Annotated in this window: 25 protein-coding genes; 2 read left to right on the forward strand and 23 right to left on the reverse strand. The window is 71.8% G+C overall.

Translation table 11 applies throughout. The features are described 5' to 3' along the window. Positions 1-44 precede the first annotated feature (44 nt). Together ACIO9K_RS25850 and ACIO9K_RS25855 are read left to right on the forward strand one after the other, a co-directional pair. On the forward strand, positions 45-296 hold the full coding sequence (locus ACIO9K_RS25850) for a hypothetical protein (RefSeq protein WP_363622445.1): 252 nt from the start codon (positions 45-47) through the stop codon (positions 294-296). 8 nt (positions 297-304) lie between these two features. Beyond that, positions 305-490 carry a hypothetical protein gene (locus ACIO9K_RS25855; protein WP_400333510.1) on the forward strand — a complete coding sequence of 62 codons (186 nt, stop codon included), beginning with the start codon at positions 305-307 and terminating at the stop codon, positions 488-490. 71 nt (positions 491-561) lie between these two features. Here ACIO9K_RS25855 and ACIO9K_RS25860 read toward each other — a convergent pair whose 3' ends face one another. From ACIO9K_RS25860 to ACIO9K_RS25970, 23 genes are read right to left on the reverse strand one after another with little or no spacing between them, the layout of a single operon-like run. Beyond that, positions 562-876: a hypothetical protein gene (locus tag ACIO9K_RS25860; protein WP_363622441.1), complete on the reverse strand. Its 315-nt coding sequence runs from the start codon at positions 874-876 to the stop codon at positions 562-564. Then, positions 873-1,154, reverse strand: a complete 282-nt coding sequence (locus ACIO9K_RS25865; RefSeq protein ID WP_363622440.1) for a hypothetical protein — start codon at positions 1,152-1,154, stop codon at positions 873-875. The genes ACIO9K_RS25860 and ACIO9K_RS25865 overlap by 4 nt, the downstream gene beginning before the upstream one ends. 2 nt (positions 1,155-1,156) lie before the next feature. After that, positions 1,157-2,092, reverse strand: coding sequence for a hypothetical protein (locus ACIO9K_RS25870; RefSeq protein ID WP_363622439.1), 936 nt, complete (start codon positions 2,090-2,092; stop codon positions 1,157-1,159). Positions 2,093-2,109: 17 nt separating this feature from the next. Next, complete coding sequence (locus ACIO9K_RS25875; protein WP_363622437.1) at positions 2,110-2,490, reverse strand: hypothetical protein; 381 nt, start codon at positions 2,488-2,490, stop codon at positions 2,110-2,112. 10 nt (positions 2,491-2,500) lie between these two features. Continuing rightward, complete coding sequence (locus ACIO9K_RS25880) at positions 2,501-2,962, reverse strand: hypothetical protein (RefSeq protein ID WP_363622435.1); 462 nt, start codon at positions 2,960-2,962, stop codon at positions 2,501-2,503. After that, positions 2,959-4,032: a hypothetical protein gene (locus ACIO9K_RS25885; RefSeq protein ID WP_363622434.1), complete on the reverse strand. Its 1,074-nt coding sequence runs from the start codon at positions 4,030-4,032 to the stop codon at positions 2,959-2,961. Before ACIO9K_RS25885 ends, ACIO9K_RS25880 begins: the two co-directional genes overlap by 4 nt. Beyond that, entirely contained in the window at positions 4,032-5,072 is a 1,041-nt protein-coding gene (locus tag ACIO9K_RS25890; protein ID WP_363622432.1) for a hypothetical protein, read from the reverse strand. The genes ACIO9K_RS25885 and ACIO9K_RS25890 overlap by 1 nt, the downstream gene beginning before the upstream one ends. A 10-nt stretch (positions 5,073-5,082) precedes the next feature. Continuing rightward, positions 5,083-5,958: a hypothetical protein gene (locus ACIO9K_RS25895; protein ID WP_363622430.1), complete on the reverse strand. Its 876-nt coding sequence runs from the start codon at positions 5,956-5,958 to the stop codon at positions 5,083-5,085. 14 nt (positions 5,959-5,972) lie between these two features. Continuing rightward, positions 5,973-9,635 carry a phage tail tape measure protein gene (locus ACIO9K_RS25900; protein ID WP_363622428.1) on the reverse strand — a complete coding sequence of 1,221 codons (3,663 nt, stop codon included), beginning with the start codon at positions 9,633-9,635 and terminating at the stop codon, positions 5,973-5,975. Between the two features lies 1 nt (position 9,636). Further along, the gene (locus ACIO9K_RS25905) at positions 9,637-9,897 is read right to left on the reverse strand and encodes a hypothetical protein (RefSeq protein WP_363622426.1); all 261 of its coding nucleotides are present in this window, start codon (positions 9,895-9,897) and stop codon (positions 9,637-9,639) included. A gap of 47 nt (positions 9,898-9,944) precedes the next feature. Then, a complete protein-coding gene (locus ACIO9K_RS25910; RefSeq protein WP_363622425.1) occupies positions 9,945-10,484 on the reverse strand; it encodes a hypothetical protein in 540 nt (179 codons plus the stop codon). After that, complete coding sequence (locus ACIO9K_RS25915) at positions 10,484-10,963, reverse strand: hypothetical protein (protein WP_363622423.1); 480 nt, start codon at positions 10,961-10,963, stop codon at positions 10,484-10,486. Before ACIO9K_RS25915 ends, ACIO9K_RS25910 begins: the two co-directional genes overlap by 1 nt. A gap of 35 nt (positions 10,964-10,998) precedes the next feature. Next, positions 10,999-11,328, reverse strand: coding sequence for a hypothetical protein (locus ACIO9K_RS25920; protein WP_363622421.1), 330 nt, complete (start codon positions 11,326-11,328; stop codon positions 10,999-11,001). Between the two features lie 10 nt (positions 11,329-11,338). Further along, complete coding sequence (locus ACIO9K_RS25925) at positions 11,339-11,746, reverse strand: hypothetical protein (RefSeq protein ID WP_363622419.1); 408 nt, start codon at positions 11,744-11,746, stop codon at positions 11,339-11,341. Then, entirely contained in the window at positions 11,743-12,123 is a 381-nt protein-coding gene (locus tag ACIO9K_RS25930; RefSeq protein ID WP_363622418.1) for a hypothetical protein, read from the reverse strand. The genes ACIO9K_RS25925 and ACIO9K_RS25930 overlap by 4 nt, the downstream gene beginning before the upstream one ends. After that, on the reverse strand, positions 12,120-12,527 hold the full coding sequence (locus ACIO9K_RS25935; RefSeq protein ID WP_363622416.1) for a DUF6093 family protein: 408 nt from the start codon (positions 12,525-12,527) through the stop codon (positions 12,120-12,122). Before ACIO9K_RS25935 ends, ACIO9K_RS25930 begins: the two co-directional genes overlap by 4 nt. Next, on the reverse strand, positions 12,527-13,087 hold the full coding sequence (locus tag ACIO9K_RS25940) for a hypothetical protein (protein WP_363622414.1): 561 nt from the start codon (positions 13,085-13,087) through the stop codon (positions 12,527-12,529). Before ACIO9K_RS25940 ends, ACIO9K_RS25935 begins: the two co-directional genes overlap by 1 nt. A 9-nt stretch (positions 13,088-13,096) precedes the next feature. Then, on the reverse strand, positions 13,097-13,378 hold the full coding sequence (locus ACIO9K_RS25945) for a hypothetical protein (protein WP_363622412.1): 282 nt from the start codon (positions 13,376-13,378) through the stop codon (positions 13,097-13,099). Further along, on the reverse strand, positions 13,378-13,755 hold the full coding sequence (locus tag ACIO9K_RS25950; RefSeq protein WP_363622410.1) for a hypothetical protein: 378 nt from the start codon (positions 13,753-13,755) through the stop codon (positions 13,378-13,380). Before ACIO9K_RS25950 ends, ACIO9K_RS25945 begins: the two co-directional genes overlap by 1 nt. A gap of 14 nt (positions 13,756-13,769) precedes the next feature. After that, entirely contained in the window at positions 13,770-14,630 is an 861-nt protein-coding gene (locus ACIO9K_RS25955) for a P22 phage major capsid protein family protein (RefSeq protein WP_363622408.1), read from the reverse strand. An 18-nt stretch (positions 14,631-14,648) separates the two neighbouring features. Continuing rightward, positions 14,649-15,392: a hypothetical protein gene (locus ACIO9K_RS25960; protein ID WP_363622406.1), complete on the reverse strand. Its 744-nt coding sequence runs from the start codon at positions 15,390-15,392 to the stop codon at positions 14,649-14,651. A gap of 49 nt (positions 15,393-15,441) precedes the next feature. After that, positions 15,442-16,443 (reverse strand): hypothetical protein, encoded by a 1,002-nt coding sequence (locus ACIO9K_RS25965; RefSeq protein ID WP_363622404.1) that lies wholly within the window; start codon positions 16,441-16,443, stop codon positions 15,442-15,444. 4 nt (positions 16,444-16,447) lie between these two features. After that, complete coding sequence (locus ACIO9K_RS25970) at positions 16,448-17,926, reverse strand: phage portal protein (protein WP_363622402.1); 1,479 nt, start codon at positions 17,924-17,926, stop codon at positions 16,448-16,450. Between the last annotated feature and the right edge of the window lie 6 nt (positions 17,927-17,932).

Here is a 17,932-nt window from a genome sequence, read left to right on the forward strand (position 1 = left end):
TGGGGCGCGGACGTCCTGTCCGTGTCCTCTCATACGATGACGCCATGGCCGATGCACCTGATCTCCCCGCTGACCTGCTGCCCCTCCACGTTGCCGCGCTGAGAGCCGACCGGGCGATGACCGAGGTACGCCTAGCCGGCGGCGACGGCGACGCCGCACGCGAGGCCTACCTCGCGGCAGCCGAGGCACTCAGGACGCACCCGATCTGGGAGCAGGCGCGGGCTGAGGGCAAGCATCAGAAGCTCTGGCAGGCGTCGCTGGACGCTGCGAAGAAGGTGCTCGACGGCGAGGCATGATGGACGTCATGGAGCGCTGGGAGACAGTCGAGCTACACGGCGGCCCGCTGGACGGGTACAGCACCGTCGTTGACACCGCAGACCCCGACCCGGGCACCGCCCTCACCAGCCCCCACGGCCAGTACGCCGGCGGCCGATCCTGGTACCAGCCGGATACGGACGGCGTCTGGTGGTGGACGCACGACAGCCCGTAGAGGCCGTACCGGTCAGGCCCCAGCACACGACGAAGCCCCCGCCCGGCCGAAGCCGAGCGGGGGCGTGGTGTTCAGCGGTTGACGATCGGGACGACAGCGGCCACGGCGGCCGCGACCCCTGCGAGTCCGGCCAGGGCCTGGAGGCGACGGCGGTCGGCCTGGCGCACCTCGCCGGCGGCCGCCCGTTCCCGCTCCCCGTCGCTGATGCGCCGGTCGTGGTCGGCGAGTTGGGCACTGTGGTCGGCGATCGTCTGACCGGTGTGGCTGTCGCTCTGCCTCAGCAGGGCCAGGCTGCCCTTGATCTCGGCCAGCCCGGTGCCCACATCACCGCGCAGCTCGGCCAGACCGACGGCCAGCTCCCGGAGCGGATCCGGGGGGCTCGTCACCCCGCGGTCCCGATCGGCGGGACAGGCGAGGCCGGCGGCGCGACCGGGTCGGGCAGGGTCAGAGCCGCCGGGGCCATCCGCAGCCAGGACGGCAGCATCCGGTCCACGGCCGGGAGTGCCATCACCCGGGTGAGGCCGGCCGCAACCGCGAGGCCGGCGCCGACCCCGACGGTGGTCTGCGGGATGCCGGAGGCGTCCACGATCAGCGGGGCCGCGGCCGCGAAGGACAGCATGGTCTGCAGCGTGGTCCGGATGGTGCGGCGGGTGGAGTCGCGCATGATCAGTTTCCCTTCGGGGACGGGGTGACGGTGAGCTGGATGCCGGAGGCGAACGCGGCGGCGACGGCCGGGCCGACGGCCCCGGCGACTGCAGCGGCGATCTTGCTCTCCAGGTCGAAGTTGGCGAGCCGATCGTCGACCACCGCGCCCATGCAGGTCTGGGTGGTCTGGTGGAGCCAACCGGCCATCTGGGCCACGGTGTCGTCTCCGCCGGGCGGGACCTGGCCACCGAGGGCGTACGCGAAGAGGTTCGCGACCGCGTAGGCGTCCCGGTCGGCCGGCGCCCCGGACCGCACGGTGTCCCGGACGATCTGGGTGATGGCCGCCTTGTCGGCGTCGTTCAGGGGCATATCGGCCTCCGAGGGTTGGGGAGTTGAGGGTGTGGGTGGCGTCGGATCCGGTCCGGGCCAGCGGTAGGAGGTCTGGGCGCGGCCGCCGCGAGGGTCGTTGGGATCGGCGGACGGCGGGCAGCCGTCGGCGAAGTGGGGGGCGAAGTAGCCGGTCACGCGGCTGGCCTGGCGCGCGGTGGCGTGGGACCAGACGCCGTTGCCCTGTCCGGCGTCCGTACTGCCGGCCTTCACACTGTTGCCGCCCTTGGTGTAGACGGTCGTGGCGTCGAACCCGACGACGAGCTCGGTGTGCGAGCCGTTGCCGAAATTGGCCCACGCTCCCACGCTGGGGTACTCAGACCACTGGCCGCGGGCCTTCGCCCAGGTAGAGAACGTCGAGACGTTGTCGGTCTTCGGGACGATCCCGGCGAGGCCGACGTCGGCGTACATGCACCAGTCCCAGATGACGCACCAGCTGACACCGTCCTCGCCGAACTGGACGCCGAAGCGGGTGTGGTTGTCCCAGCCGTCCCGGGCGTTCCAGCCCTCGTAGACCTGCTCGGGGACGGCCATGACGTGATCGAGCAGACGTTTCCACTGCGGGGTCATGCGGGCTCCTCTGGGCGTCAGATGAGGGGGACGTCGGCCGCGGTCGAGCTGACGCCGAACTGCGCGTAGTGGCGCAGGGCCACGGTGTTGCCTGCGGTGGCGAGCGGCCGGGCAATATCGAGGGCGGACCGGATGCCGCCGGTGTACTGGCCAGTGCGGTACGGCCAGCCGGGCACGTCGTCCTCGCTGGTGATGGCGTAGACGATGTACTCGCCGGGGTCGATGGCAACGCGGGCGACGGCGAGGAGCCACAACTCGCCGTACGCGGGCGGCTGTCCCACCTGCGTCGGAGCGAGCTGCCCGCACCGACCAGCGAGGTACTCGGCGGCGGCCAACTGGTCGAGGCGGCTGGCGAGGTCGGCGGGGGTGAGGGCGACGAGGGTTGAGACCGTGCGCACAGGCGGGCTCCTACATGAGGTTGCGGATGAGCTGGGTCTGGGCGTAGACGGTGCCGGAGCCGGAGGTGCGGATCCCCTCCACCGTGATCCGGTAGAGGGAGCCGATGGCGATGTTGGCCGGCAGCGCGGCGGTGTAGTCGTACGGTGTGCCGGCGGCCACGACGGGCCCCCACTGGGACCCGTTCACGGTCACTCTGATGCTGCCGACGCCTCCGCCGGACGTGGCGGTGGTGAGGGCGAGGCGGATCTGGGTGGCCCAGCGGACGTTCCTGCTGGTCGCGAGGGCGGTCCACGACGTCAGGGTGGTCTGGGGCCAGCGGGTCGGGTCGGCGTCCAGGGGCGGCAGCAGGGCGTCTGCGGCGGACATGTCGGGGCGCGCGGCGCGCAGTTCGCGGAGCTGGCGTTCCAGGTCGGCCAGCCGGGCACCGAATGCCCCCGGGCCTCCCGGGAGTTGGTCCTGTCGGGTGGTCACTGGTCCTCCAGCAAAATCGGGGAGACGCGGTCCGCGGCGGGGTCGAGGGTCCAGGCGTAGGCCCGGGCAGTGGTGGAGATGCCGGCGGGGTGGCGTGCCGAGGAGTCCACGGTGATGCTGACGGTGTCGCCGAGGTCCCAGCTGGAGCCCAGGCGCGGGGCGGCGGAGGCGACCGCGTCGACCGTCCAGGCGCGGGTGCCAGTGGCCATGAGGGCGAGTGCCTCGGCGGCGTGCCGGTCGAGTTGGGCGGTGTCGGTCACGCCCTGGGCCGGCGTCCACCGGTGCTCCCACAGCGCCCAGCCGGAGGCGATCAGGGCATCGGCGGTGTGCACGGTGGAGGTGGCTCGGACGTTGCCGCTCTGGTCGCCGCGGGCGATGGTCCGGGTGGCTCCCTTGCCGCGTTCATAGGACTCGCTCAGGGAATAGGAGGCGATGCAGCCCGGCATGTCGAACGAGGCGTCGGCCGCGACGGCACCGAGGGTCGGCCGGATCCTCAGGCAGAGCTGGAACCGAGTCTGGGCGTCATCGCCCCACACGGTGTCGACGGTCCACTCGGGGCCGCCGGCCATGGCGCTGATCTCCTGCAGACCGGACAGGATGGTGCGGTCGTCCGCGTCGGCCATGGTGTAGGTGATGGCCGTGCCGCTGGCGGTGGTGTCGAGGGTGATCGGCGGCCCGCCGGTGAGTGCCGGGGTGGCGAGTGCGGTCATGACGTCGGTCGCGTCGGTGTCGGTGGCGGTGTAATCGCCTGGGTACCGGCGGTCCAGGTAGGCCTCGGGGGTGGCCACCGGCAGGTGGACGACCGGGCCCGAGCCACCCGTGCGCCGCAGGACCAGCCCGGACCACAGAGGCTGGCCGGTGAGGGTGTCGACGGCGACGAGCATGGTGCGGCCCGGGTCGGTGGCGGCCTCCCACTCCGGGGGCGCCTTGGCAAGGTCGAGGGTCATGCTGCCGCTGACGGGGGCCCCGATCCGCATGCTGATCGGCTGATCCGGCCGCAGTGACGGCAACTCTTCGGAGATGCCGCCGGTGCGCAGGTCACAGCCGTACCAAGCGAGTTCAACCGCCATCAGGCCGCCTCGTAGGAGACGTTCCACAGGATCTGGTTTCCGGTGGTCGAGGTGACCGGGTTCGTCCCGCTGACGTTGTCGAAGGAGACGCTGCTGAAACTGCTCTTGGCGATCAGTGTGGCCCTGCCGCCGTCCGCCGGGTTGCAGCTGATCTCACCCAGGTAGTTGTTTCCGGCGGCGATGTAGTTGAGGGAACCGACGCGGGTGTACCCGATGGGCTGAGGGGTCGGCATCGAAATGAACCACAGGCCGACGCCGGCATTGGTGGTCGATCCAATCGTGAAGCTGCCAGACCAATGGACCTGGTTGCCCACGCGGGTCCAGCGGCTGGTGATGACGCCGTTGCCGACACTGGCGCCGCCTCCGAGGCTGGTGAAGGCGGGAACGAAGGTGGTGCTGTCGCCCTGGGCCAGCCAGGACGTGCCGTTCCAGTACTCGGGACATCCGCGGACGGTGTTGTACCGGGCCTGACCGGTGTAGGTGCCGACGGCCGCAATGTCCGTAGCGCTGGAGACAGGCAGGATCCCGCCTGGCGCCACGGTGACCGGGCGGACGGCCGTGGACACGGTGGCCGCACCGGTCCCGCCGGCGCCGGTCGGGGGGACCGTGATCGTGGCGAGCGGCACGAAGATCTCGGTGGCGCCGGGCACCGGTGCGGACGGGGAACCGGCCGGCGCGCCGGGCAGCAGCACCACGTCCGCCTTCCGGAGGCCGCTGCTGTCCACGCTGGTGTCCCACACCCGCAGGTACACCAGGTCGATGCGCGTGTAGGTGGCGTCCGCGGCGGCGAGGGTGCCCGCAGTGGACGCGGGGATCTGCGCGCGGTAGACGCCCTGGCCGGAGCGGTAGAGGGTCGCGACCCCGGCGGAGACACTGACCGTGCCGCCGGAGACGGTGACGGTCAGGCCCGAGTCCCCGGGGCGCACTCCGGGGCGAGAGCCCAGGGCCGTGCCGTCGGCCATGACGAACACCGAGTCCATGCGGCGGAGCTTGGTCTCGTCGTAGCTGAGGGTGGGGAGCCAGAGAGGGTCGGTGGGCATGGGCGGCTCCTTACATCCAGGCCGAGCGCGCGGTGCCGGTCAGCAGCGCGGCCGCGGCGAAGTTGGGGCAGGACCAGCTGAAGGTGAGCTGGGACTGCGGGAGGATCTCAGGCCACGCGCCGGACAGGTAACGGCGGCGGCTCGCCTGGCCGTTGAGCCGCACGGTGCGGGCCTGCGCGTCGATGACGAGGGTGTCGCCGGGGCCGAGGGTGTCGCTGTAGGTCTGCTGGGTGACGACGCCGGACGGCCGGGCCGCGACGATGGTGAACCCGCCGGTGCACGGCCCGGTGACGGTCAGCACGGGCCGCGTGCTGATGCTCCCCTGGTTGGCGAGCGTGATCGTCCCGGACGCGGTGGTCGCGGTGATCGTCAGCGGCAGGATGATCGGCAGCGTGATGCCGCCGCTGGTCTGCGGTAGACCGGCGGACTGGGACTGCAGCGTCGTGCTGTACCGGCGCGGGTCCGCGGCGGTCAGCATGATCGAGTACCGGGCGACCCGGTCGGTGTCGTACTCCAGCAGCACCTCGCCCGAGCGCCTGACCGTGGCCTGCTTCGGGATGCTCTCGGCCACGGTCAGGGTCGTGTCGCTCAGGGCCGCGGCCGCGAACAGCTGCTCGGCGGCCGCGTCCAGCGCGGCCAGGGACGGGGCGACGATCGTGCCGGCCAGGGTGATGACCCGGGCCCCGAGGTACGTCGGACCGGCCCAGGCCCCGTGATCGGCCTCCCGGTCGGAGTACTGCGTGCGGACCGCGGCACCGGACCAGCCCTTGAGGCCGTCCCGGGCCACCGTCCACGCGACCCCGCCGGCATCGACCGCGCCCAACTGCAGGGAGCCGAGGGTGACCTGGCGGCCGCCGAGGAGCTGCCCAGGCGTGTACCCGGCCACGCCACCACCTCCTCTCAGCCGATGAACTCGAGGTGCCGTGTCAGGTCTGCGAGTTGGGCTTCGGAGCTCTGCCCGGCGCCGTAGAGGTTGACGGTGGTGGTCCGGCTGTGGCTCTGGCTGGCAGCTGGGCCCGGGCCGGCGATCTGCCGGGCCGGGATCAGCTCGCTGGCCGTTGGTCTGGCCGGGAGGAGCTGCTGCCCGAAGATCGAGGCGACCTCGCCGAGCAGGGCCATGCTGCGGCTGCGTTTGGCAGGGTCGAGCGGGATGTACGCCTCCGGACCGGCCTCGGCCCACAGGATCGGCTGGGACGCGAACATCGCCTGCCGGTCCGACAGGCGACCGTCGGCGGCGGCCCGGACCCCGCCGTTGGCGTACCGGGTGATGCCGCCCCAGGCCTTGTTGACCGGGATGTGCCGGTCGGCGTACTCCCGGTCGTACTCGACGCTAACCGTCACGGTCCGGCCCTGGATCTGGTTGATGACCTGCTGAATCCGGGCGGAGCCGTTGACGGCGTCATTGGCCGGAACCGTGACCTTGACGTCCTTGCCGCCGGGCAGCTGCTCGACCTTGTAGCCGATGGCCTCCAGCGACTGGATGGCGTCCTGGCCCGGTGCCCGGATGGTGATGGACTTCCCGGGCGGGATGTCCTCGACCTTGGCCTTGACCTCCTGCAGATCCTTGATGGACTGCAGGGCGCCCGGGTCGGTGACCTTGGTTTCCTTCGCCGGGGGCAACTGGGCGTACGCCGAGGTCAGGGACTCGATTTGCTGTCGCGTGAACCCGGCCTGCCTCATGACGCCCTTGAGAGCTTCGATGTCCTGGCCGAGGACGGCGGTGGCCTGCTCGCTGCTGCTGGTCTGTTTCATGACCGCTTCGGCATGGGCCTGGGCAGCCGCGGCCGCGTCGAGGAACGCGCTCTTGTTCGCGCGTCCCTTCTCACTGTGGATGTCGAGCTCGCGCCCGTTCTCCTTGATCTTGTCCTTGAGATCGGCCAGCGACGACTGCATCGCGATCGCCGCCTTCGCGGCGCTGATGTTCTTGCCGTTCAGGTTGTTCAGTGAGTCGTTGAGCTTCTCGACCTCGGTCCGGGTGTCGGACAGGTCGGCGGCGGTGACCTTGGCCGCGTCGCCCAGGCCCTTGGTGCTGCCCGCCGCGCTCCCAGTCGCCTCGGCCTCGCGCTTGGCCGCGTCCACCGCACCGGTGATCTGCGGGGACAGCCCGCTGAGCGCCTGGTCGACCTTGACGATGCTCTGGGACCACTCGTCGTTTCCGCCGCCCGCCTCGGCCGCGGCCTGCGCGTTGGCCTTCGCCTCCTCCTTCATCGGGGCGAGCTGGTCGCGGACGCGTTGGACAGCGGCAGCGTTGCCGATGATCGCGTCGGTCAGGTCAGCGGTGGAGATGCCCAGGGTCTTGGATGCCTGGAGTGCGCCGTCCTGCTCCAGCTTGTGGGCCAGCCAGGCCTTGACGTTCGCGCCGACCGCGTTGCTGTCGGCTTTGACCGCCTCGGTCAGTGACTCCTGCTGCTGCTTGGCGTCGTGCGAGGCGAGACCGAAGATCGACAGGGCGACGGTCGCGACGCCGAGGATCGCGCCGAACGGGCCTCCCAGGAAACCAGCGGCGCCGGAGGCCGCCGACGCGAGCCGCGGCATGGTCTCGGACAGCGTCGCCACCGAGGCCCTGAAGGCGACGAGCTTCGGCAGAGCGAGCATCAGGCCGCCGACCACGAGGGTGAGCGCGCCGCCGATGCCGAACAGGGCCACCGCGCTGGTCTGCAGCCATGGCGGCAAATCGCTGTAGGCGTTGACCAATTTGGTGACCCACTGGACCATGTCCCGCAAGACCTCGTTGGCGGCGGTGCCGCCGTTGATCAGCGCGACCTCGAGAGACCCCTTCAACTGCTCGATGTCGCCAGACAGATTGTTCATCTGGGTCGCCGCCATCCTGCTGGCGGCGCCCTGGTCGTTGACGGCGTCCCGGTACTTGTCGACGCCCTCGGCGCCCAGCTCGTACAGGATCGTTGCCGCCCGCACCGAGTCCGATCCGAAGATCGTCGCCATCGCTGCATTGCGGGCCTCGGGCGTGAGGTTCGAGAACGAGGACTTGAGGTTTCCGGCGAGCTTGGTCAGGCCGACGAAGTTTCCGCCAGCGTCGTAGGCGCTGAAACCCAGCTTGTTCATGATGCCGAGGGCTTCGTCGGACTGCGGCACCAATCTCTGGAGCATGACTTTGAGGCTGGTGCCGGCGTCGCTTCCGATCAAGGCCCGGTCCGCGAAGGCGGACAGCGCGCCGACGGTGTCCTCGAGGCTGAGGCCGGTCTGGTGGGCGAGCAGGCCGCCCATGCGCAGGGACTCGCCCAGGCCGTGCACGTCGGCCGCCGACTTGTTTGCGCCGGCGGCGAGGACGTCGGCGATGTGCTCAACGTCCTTGCCCTGGAGGCCGAAGGTGTTCATCGCCTGCGCGCTGAGCGTGGCGGCCTCGGCGAGGTCGAGTTGCCCGGCGGCGGCCAGCGAGAGGGAGCCGTGGAGGGCTCCGGAGAGGATGTTGGCCACGCTGACGCCCGCACGGGCCAGCTCGCCCTCGGCGTCCGCGGCCTGGGACGCGCTGTAGGCGGTGTCGCGGCCGGCCACGATCGCTGCGGTCCGCAGCTGTCCCAACTGCTCTGCCGATGCGTCGGCGACCGCAGCGACGCCCGACATCGACTTCTCGAAATGGGCGGCTGTGATGCTGGCTACGGCGAATGCCCCGATCATCAGCAGGCCTGCTGTACGGACCGCGGTGAACGCCTTCTCGCCGCGCTCGCCCGCCGACACCATGCTCGTGCCGAACGAGGCGGCGTTCGCCCGGGCGGCAGCGGCGAACCCGCTCACGGCCATGGTCGTGCGGCCCCACACGGTGGCCTGGGCTGCGGCTGTCTCCGCCGTGACGACACCCGCGGCGGTTGCCGCCTCGGACAGTGCCAGGCGCGAGGCCAGCGACAGGCGCTCAACGCCTGTCGCCGCAGCGAGGTTTGCGCTGGTGAGCGCCGTCGAGGTCTGGCCGATGGCCATCGCCGAGCGGGTGGACGCCGCGGTGACCTCGGCCATGGACGCGGCGCCGGTGGCGGCAGCTGCCCGGAACGTCGCCGGGATCTCGCTGGCGGCGGCCGCCACCGAGCGGGTCGCGGTGGATGCCAGGGTCGAGGCTGTGGTGACTTCAGCCATGCTGCCGCCCGCAGCAGTAGCCAGACCGGCCAGCGCCTCACTCGCGGCCGCGGACATGTTGACCGTGACTGTACCGGTCCGGGACAGGGCCTGCGAGGCGCCGAGCGCGTCGCCGGCGATGCTGGACAGCGAGGCGTCCGCTGCCGCGGCCGCCGAACGGAACGTGGCGGGGATGGTCTCGGCCGCCGCCGCGACGCGCTCGGTCGACGCCGCAGCGGTCTGACCGGCCTCCGTGACCGCGCGGCCCGCCGCCACTGCGGCCTGGGCGCCGCGTTCGAACGCGCCCTGCTGGGCGCGCATGGCGGCGGTCGCCCCAGTGGCGGTGCTCTCGAACGCCCGGTTGAACGCGGTCTGGGTCTCGGCGGCGGCGGCCTGCGCGGTGACCGCGAGGCGGCGGCTGTCCTGCTCGGCCTGGCCGGCGCCGCGCTGGAACGCGGCGGTGTCCAGGCCGAGTCGGACGTTGACGGTGCGGGCCACGTCAGCCTCCTTGGTGGTGGACGTGGACGTGCGCCCCGTTCGGGTCGCCTCCGGCCTGCTGGAACTGGGCAGTGCGCTGGCCTGCGGCGGTGCATGCGTGGCAGCGGATGATCTCTGCCACCCACGCGTCCTCGGCCTCGGGAGCGGTCGCGGTGGACAGGGGCTGGCCGCAGCCGCGGCAGGTGTCGTCCTCGACCGCGAGCAGGGCGAGCGCCCACGCTCGGTCGGAGTCGCTCCACAGCGGCTCGTCGGGCCCGACCACCCGGCCGAGAAAGACCGACCGCGGGACGCCCCAGGCGCGTGCGGCTTCTACTTCTCGCCGGTGCGGGAGGCGGCGGTCGCGGAGGCGAGCAACGAAAAAGGGACGGCCTGCTGGGCGGTGTTGTTCAGGTCCCACAGGGCCTGTTCCAGCACGTTCTGCTGGCCGGCGGACATTTTCGTCGCCAGGCGCTTGTACTGCTCGACGGTCATCACCGGGTCGACCGAGCATGCGGCGATCACCGCGGGGAACAGAGTCCCCGGGTCGAACAGCATGTCCGGCGTGCTGGCCGGGTGAGCGGCCAGGATGTCGGACCAGGCGTGCGGGTCCAGGGCCCGGAACCGGAACTCGACCAGGTGCCGGGTCATCTCCTCGCGCAGAGCTTCCATGCGTTCGGCGACCTGCGTGCGCGGGCTGCCGGCCAGGGACTGGCCGACGGTCGCCGCCGCGTCCATGAGCTGCCGTTCCAGCGCCTCGTACTCCCCCTGGAGGGCGCCCGCCAGGCACAGCGGGACGGTGACCTCGCGCGCCGTGGCACCCTCGATGATCGCCTCGATGTCCAGCCCCATCGGCTGCGGATTGTTCGTCATCAGGCGACCACTGCATCCGGGTTGGCTTCGGTGGTGACCTTCATCGGCACCATGTACTTGGCCACCTCGTTCGCGGCCGGGGACTTTCGGGCACGCTGCCCGCAAGCCACCGGGTAGATCTCGACCGGCTGGCCAGAGGTGAATGCGGTGCTGAAGGCGACGTCGCGACGCACGACCAGGTAGCCGTGGGTACCGCGGGTGAGCGTGGTGTACGGGAGCTGTTCGGTCGGCGTCGAGCCGATCTTGAGAGTCAGCTCGATGTCCCACTTCACACGGCCGACTTCCTCGGTGTCCGTGGTGGAGGCGAGGCTGCCGGTGTCGACCGCAGCCGTGGTCGGGTCGATCTTGAGGCCGTCAGGTGTGACGCGGCTGGTGTAGTCAGGGCAGGCGTTGAGTTCGGTGGCGGTCGGCGCTGTGAGGCTCGACAGGCTCGCCGCCCACACCACCTTCGTGAGGCCGTCGCTGATGAGGTCAGACATGGTGCTCTCCTCTGGGCTGGTCGGGGGCGGGCGGCTCAGGACCGGTAGGCGGCCACGGTCACCGTGGCGACGCCCGAGTAAGAGATCGTGGCGAGGCCGTCGCTGGGGCTGGTGTTGAGGTCCGCGTAGAGCGGGATCTTCTTGGTGGCCGAAGCGGCGATGGTGACCGTGCGGTCGGCGGCGGCCAGGCCGCGGACGGTGGCGTAGGACGGGATGGTGACCGTGATTGAGGAACCGCCCCCGTTGGTCACCTCCACCCAGACGCGGTCTCCGACCGGGGCGACCTTGTCACCGCCGGCGGACGCGGCGACGGGGGCTTCGAGGGTGCCGGACGCAGCGAGTGCGGCGGCGGTGAGTGTGGCCATCGGGCCCTCCTCATGCGGGGATTGATCGGATCCGGTACTGCACCGGGATGTAGTAGAGGGGCGGGGTGACGTCGTCGTCGCGCTGTAGGGGTGGGCCGCCGAGGTTCTCGGGGCGCCACGTCGCCCGGCCGTCCACGGTCAGGGCTGCGGACAGGGCTGCGCGGGCCCGGTCGGCGGTGCCGAGGGCACCATCGGGGGTGCTGGCCACGCAGGTGACCTGTAGGAGGGCCTCCAGGGTGGTGCGGTCGTCGGCCAGGGAGTCCGACAGCACCGTGCCCGCGCCCGGGTAGAGCACGACGTAGTTCTTGGGCAGCGCTGAGGGCCCCGCCGGGGCGCCGCCGAGGTAGACGGTCAACCCGGCCGCCTCGAGTGCGGCCTGGACGGCGGCCACGTGCGGCAGGGTGTCGGGTGTGGTCACAGCAGGCCCCCGCCGAACTGCTCGACGGCGGCCAGGAACCGCGGCTCTTCGGCGAGCAGTGCGCGGCCGCCGTCGTTGTGCGGCGGGTTGTGCGCCGACCCGAACTCCAGCAGGTTGCCCAACCCGCCCTGCGGGCCGCCCTTGTCCGGGCCAATCACCGCGCTCGTACCGACTGGGGTGGTCTCCAGGTCATAGCCGATCGAGGCAGGGTAGTGCGGCGCGTACCGGCCGCTGCTGGCCCGGGCGTTGGCCTGCCAGTCCCGCTTGATGTTCAGCGCGCCCTTGGATACGACGCCGCGGGCGCCGCGCTCCGCCTGCACACCGGCCCGGGCCAGGTCCGCGACCAGGGCCTCCAGGCCGCTGATGTCGATGCTCATGAACGGTCCTCCGTCTCCAGCCGCCAGGCCGTCGCCGTCGCGGACTCGCCCACCGAGGTGACCCACAGGGTCATGCCGGCCAGCCGCGGGTCCGGGGAGGCGTCCACCACCACCTGGTCGCCGGCCACCACCCGGGCCGCCGCGAGGGGCAGAGCCGACCAGGGCAGCGAGACTTGGTAGCGGCGCAGAACGACCTGCCGCTGCCCGGCCTGCACGCCCTGGTCCTGGACGACGTTGGGTTTGACCCGGGCTGGGCCCTGGTAGAGCGTGCGGGCGTCCGGCCGGGTGGTGGCGCCCGTGGCAGGGTCGTAGACGTCGGCACAGGGCCGCACCAGGCGGACCGTGTCCAGCATCAGGGCCTCGTGGGCGGCGCGGCCGGCGGCCAGGAGGGTGTCGAGGGGCATCAGCGGCTCCTCGTCATCCAGGCCTCCGGTGTGCCGAGGGCCGCCTCCAGAGCCTCCAGTTCGCCGGGGAGCAGGTCGCCGGCCGCGGTGATGGCTTCGGTGGCGAACGTTCGGCTGTAGTCGTCGATCTGCTCGGACCGGAGCAGTCCGTCGGCACCGGCCGGGGTGGCGCCGAACCGTGCGGCGACCGAGCAAGTCAGCTCGACGATGCCGTCCGGGACGGTGCTGTAGCCGCGGGTGTAGACCACGTCGGCCTGGTCGACGCCGTGGGGGATGGTGATGCGCTCGCCGTCCCAGCGCCACCACGGCACCGCGGTGGTGGCGCCCGTACCGTCGACCTCGAGGACTGACGACACGGCGGTGACCGGTGGCCCGGGCAGGGTCACGGTGCCGTCGTGGGCGGTCAGGCGCACGGTCGACGTGCCGGAGGTGATCGGCTGGCCGGCCGCCCGGCGGATGCGTGCCGACGCCCGGGCGAGGAGGGCGTCGGCGGTGGCCGCCGGGAGGCTGTAGCCGTAGGCGGTGGCGTCGGCCTGGGTGGCGAGCGGGGGCAGGCTCATGCTCGCCTCCTAGACGCCGTGGGCCTCGATCAGGTCGCTTTTGGTCATGGCCTCGGCGTCGGCCGGTTCGGCGCCGTTGGCGACCGCCCAGCCGACCCACTCCGCCTTGGGGGCGCCGGTCGACGGTGCCTGGCTCGGCAGGGACGGCACGTCGGCGATGTAGGGGCTGCCGTCCTCGTTGACGCGCCGCAGCTGGCCGGTGGTCATGCGGTGGGCGATCGCGTCGGGCAGGGGCACGTCCATGGCGATGACCACGCCGCCCTCGCCGAGGACGTGGATGGTGTCGGACATCAGGTGTTCCTCGGGACGCGAAGGGCGGTGATGGTGCCCGGGACGACCGCAGCGGCGACGTCGACCAGCATCGTCCCGTCCGCCTGCAGGAACCGGCCGGACTCGAACGGGCCGATCCACGAGGTCGTGTTGGCGGTGACGTTGACTACGAGGTCGCCCTGGCCGGAGGCGAGCGCGGGCGGGTAGGTGCCGGCCTTGACGGTGATGTTGCCGCCGGTCGCGCCGACCGCGACGCGCAGAACGGTCAGCTCCGGAACGGCCTTGGCGATGGTGTGGCCGTTGCCCGTGCCGGGGTTGAGGGGCACGGTGGTCAGGGAGGAGTCGGCGACGCCCGAGTTCGGGACGAAGGCGCTGTAGCCGACGGTGGTGCGGGCCATGGTCAGGTCTCCGATCAGGCCGGGTTGATGTAGGCGCAGGCGAGCGCCTCGGGGCGGACGAGCTTGGCGCCGTAGACAGCCAGGCCCTTGACGGCGTCGCTGAACCCGGCCTCGGGGCGGTAGGCCTCGGTCTGGCTGATCTGCTCGGCGAAGGTGATCGCGGAGTTGACGCCCGCGATGACGACCTGGGTGTCGCCGGAGGGGTTGGGGACGTTGTTCGACTCGTAGATGTCGAAGCCCGCGGCCCTGCCGACGAAGCCGTTGCGCAGGGCGTCCGTGGTGCCGGACTCGTTGGCGCGCACGAAGCGGTTGTCGCGCAGGAGAGAGCCCATCATCTCCGGGGAGACGACGACGAAGCGGCCGGCGGTCGGGACGTTGGCCTTCTTCAGGGCGGTCCGCAGCGGGACCAACACCTTGTCGTAGGCGTCGGTGACGGTGGTGTAGGTGTCGATCGGCGCCCCGGTGGAGCCGAGCTGGTTGGCGGCGACGATGCCGGTGTAGAACGAGGCGATGTACTGGTCGACCGTGTCGGCGAGCTTGTACGAGGCCCGGGACATGGCCTCGGTCATGACGTTGCCGGCGGCCTGGCGCTGGTCGACGTCGTCGACCTTGAACGCGAAGTACTTCGCCTGGTCGATGACCAGCGTCCGCTGGGCGTCGGTGAGTTCCTCCGGCACGATGGTCGTGCTGTTCGGCACGTAGGTGCCGATGGTCGGGTCGGAGATCGAGGTGATGCGGACGGTGTCGCCCGCGTTGGCGATCTCGCCCTCGTAGTCGCGGTTGATCATGCCGGGCCCGCCGTAGACGAGTTCCTTGCGCAGGGCGACCAGGAGCTTGGCGCTCCAGATCTCCGGCTTGAAACGGGTGATGGCCACTGCTGTGGGTCCTCTCGGTCAGGAGCCCAGGTAGTCGCGCAGCTGACCCTTGCGGTGAGCCTCGTCGATCTGCTCGGGCGTCATGGTCTTGACGTCGGCCTCGGTGTACTGGCGCGGTCCGGCGGGCGTCTTGCGCGCGCCGCCGTCCCCGGTGCCTTCGAACCGCGGCTTGGTACTGCCGGCCGTTGCGGCCAGGTAGGGCTTGGACTTCACGAGGTCGTCAATCGCTTCGGCGATCTCGTCTTCGTCGACCTGGCCGTCCTCGTCGACCTCGAACTTGGTGAGGTCGAGGAAGCGCAGGGCGTCGCGGGGGTCGGACAGCTTGCCGGCGGCGGCCGCGCGGACCTCGGAGCGCAGGATGCGCTCGTTGGCGCGGGCGGTGGCCGCGGTGGTGGCATCGCGGCGGATCTGGTCCTCGTCGGGGCCGCCGTCGCCCTTCTTCGCGGCGGCGAGCGCGGCCTCCAGGTCGGCGGCGCGCTTCTCGGCGGCCCTCCGGCGCTCGGCCTCGGCCTTGCGGCGGGCCTTCTCCGCCGTGAGGGCCCTCGTGCCGGCCTCTCCGAGTGGCTCGTCGTCCGGTTCGTCGTCCCCGTCGTCCGGGTTGCCGCCGTCCGGCTCGTCACCGGGCTCGTCGTCCCCGTCGCCGGGGGCACCGCCGAGGACCGGCCAGATCGGCTGGTCGCCGTCCTCGCCGGGACGCGGCTTGCGCCAGCCGACGGCGAGCAGGCCCGTACGGGCGTGGCGGGGGAGGGTGCGGTTGTTCATCGGGGCTCCTCTTGCAGGAGTCGGGGCTGCCGTTGCGGCGGCCGGGAGTTCAGACGATGTAGCCGTGCCGGAACAGCAGTTGGATCGCCTCGTCGCGGGTGCTTGCGAGCCGGTAGATCGCTTCCGGGGTCAGTCGGCGCACCTGCGGCCCGCGGGCCCCGGCTTCGCGCAGTCGGCGACCGGCCAGGCTGCGGCGCGAGGTGCCGAACGAGGTCGTGGAGACCCGGGTCGTGCCGGTGTGGGCGAGGCGCCCGCGGTGGGTGACGCCGTCCTGCGTCCAGGACCCGACGGTGGACACGCCGCGGCGGGCGGTGACCACCTGACCGATGTCGGCGCCCTCACGGATGGCCTGCGCTCCGTGGACGGTGAAGGCCTTGTCCTGCTGGGCCCGGGTAAGGGAGTTGAAGTAGGCCCGCGGGTCCAGCGTCGCCGCTGCGTGCCGGCCGCGGCCGGCGATCGGGACGTGCGTGCAGTGGCAGTGCGGGTGCCTCTGGAAGCCGGCGTTGTAGGCGTACCGGGTGCCCGCGAGGAGTGCGCACCGCCCGCACGCGCCGCCGGAGACGGTGCGGATGTAGCCGGTCAGGGCCCGGTTCGCGGTGATGCCGACACTGTCAGCGGCCCGGCCGGCGTCGGCGACCTCGGTGTCCACGAGCATGCGGAGCTTGCGCTCCCCGACGCCCAGGGCCTCGGTGGTGCTCGCGCCGGAGGTGATGGCCTCCTTGGTGTCGATCACCGGTAGGTAGAGCAGGCTGGCCAGGTCGCGGCCGTCCGAGGCGTGCCTGGAGAACGCCGAGGCGGCGATCGTCCCGGCCGGCTCGGGCTGGGCGCCCTGCAGCGTGGTCGCGCGGTCCGTGTAGGCCTGGGCGGCAGCGGCGGCGGCAGTCTGGCCGGCCGAGACCACGGCCAGGAGGCGGGGCGACAGCTGGGACCACGATGCGGTGAGGTCGCGGATGTCGATCTGGCGCCACTCGCGTACCGCCCCGAGGACCGTGGCGGCGGCCGCCCGGCGGCGGGCGACGAGGTGCCGCTCGGCGAGGTCGGCGAGGTCCACCCGCTCAGCCCGTCGGGGCGGGCTCGGCGAGCGGCCCGGGCGGGGCAGCTGGCTGTGCGCCCTGGGCCTGCTGGGCGCTGTTCATCAGCGCCGAGACCGGGTCCAGGGCGGCCTCCTGCTCGCGCATGGCCATCAGGTCGGCGACCTCGGTCGGGGTGAGGCCGTACCGGAGCGCGAGGTACTCGAAGGGGAAGCCGATCTGCTTCAGCTTCAGCAGGCTGTCGGTGAGCTGGGCCATCGACCGGGACTCGGCGTCCGCCCACATCACCGTGCCGCCGGCCAGCGCGCGGGCCTTGCCGTCCTCGCCGCGCGCGAGGGCGATGAGCTGGAACAGCTCGCGCAGAGCCTGCCCGTACCAGAGCTGTTTCTGCTGCACCTTCTTGACCTGGCCGGTCTCGGCGGCGATCAGCGCGTCACCGGACAGGTTGGCCATCTTGCCGATGAGGTAGTGCTGGGGGGTGCGGGTCTGGGCGGCGATGTGGCCTACCGCGACCTCGATCACCTTGGTGTAGGCCTCCAGGTTGGCGGCTGGCCACGAGCCGATGCTGGCCTTGTCGGAGCTGAGCCAGAGCACGCGGTCGACGGCGAACTTCTCCAGCGGCACCGGCTTGGAGCCGATCACCTGCCCGTTGGCGTCCAGGATCGGGGTCTTCGGCGGCTCGGCGCCCAGGACGACGCGCTGCGGGAAGCTCGCGAAGTCGGAGGCGGTGAACAGCTGGCTCCACAGCAGGTTCACGGCGTCCTGCATCGCGATGACGCCGGACACGTCCGAGATCGGGTCGTCCGCCAGGAGCGGCCGGTTCGGCAGCTCCACCATCGGCACCATGCCCAGCGGGTTCAGCTGCGGGTTCGGCTCCTCGCCCATCTCCCGTGGCGCCCAGTCGCGTTCCAGCTCGTCGGCCTGCGCGAGCAGCGGCGACTTGCGGGGCTCCGCGCCGACCGGCCGCTGAAGCTTCCACACCTCGTCCTTGAGGTAGAGGGTGGCGAACTCGCGGTTGCCGTCCTGCCACGTCTTCAGGGCGGCCCGGCGGCAACGGCGGCTGCCCGGTTCGTACTGGACGATGGCCTGCCGGGCGTCCTCGAAGGTGACCCGCGGGGTCTCCTCGTCGTCGGGGTCGCCCCACACCAGGGCGAACGCCCGCGCGCCCAGGCCTGCGCCGAGGAACCCGAGCTGGCTGTCGGCGTCGAGGCCGTTTCGCTGCCACACCTCCCATAGGTCCCGGTCGGCCGTGATCTCGCCGGCAGCCTTCACCCCGGTGACCGCGAGACGCTCGACCGGGCTTTCGGAGACCGGAGCCACCCAGTTGTCCGAGAACCCGCGGTACTGCTTCTCGAAGTACTGCCGGTACTGCTCGGAGGCGAACCTCAGCGGCACCTTGCCCATGTAGTAGTGCGTCGCCGTGCGGACGGCGCCCGAGCGGGACTGCAGCTCGGACATCAGCACGTCCGCCAGCCGCCCGGCCTGTTCCAGCGTCAGCCCCACCGGGCA

It is taken from the genome of Kitasatospora sp. NPDC087271, from assembly GCF_044744605.1.
In the GTDB taxonomy this organism is placed as follows: Bacteria; Actinomycetota; Actinomycetes; order Streptomycetales; family Streptomycetaceae; genus Kitasatospora.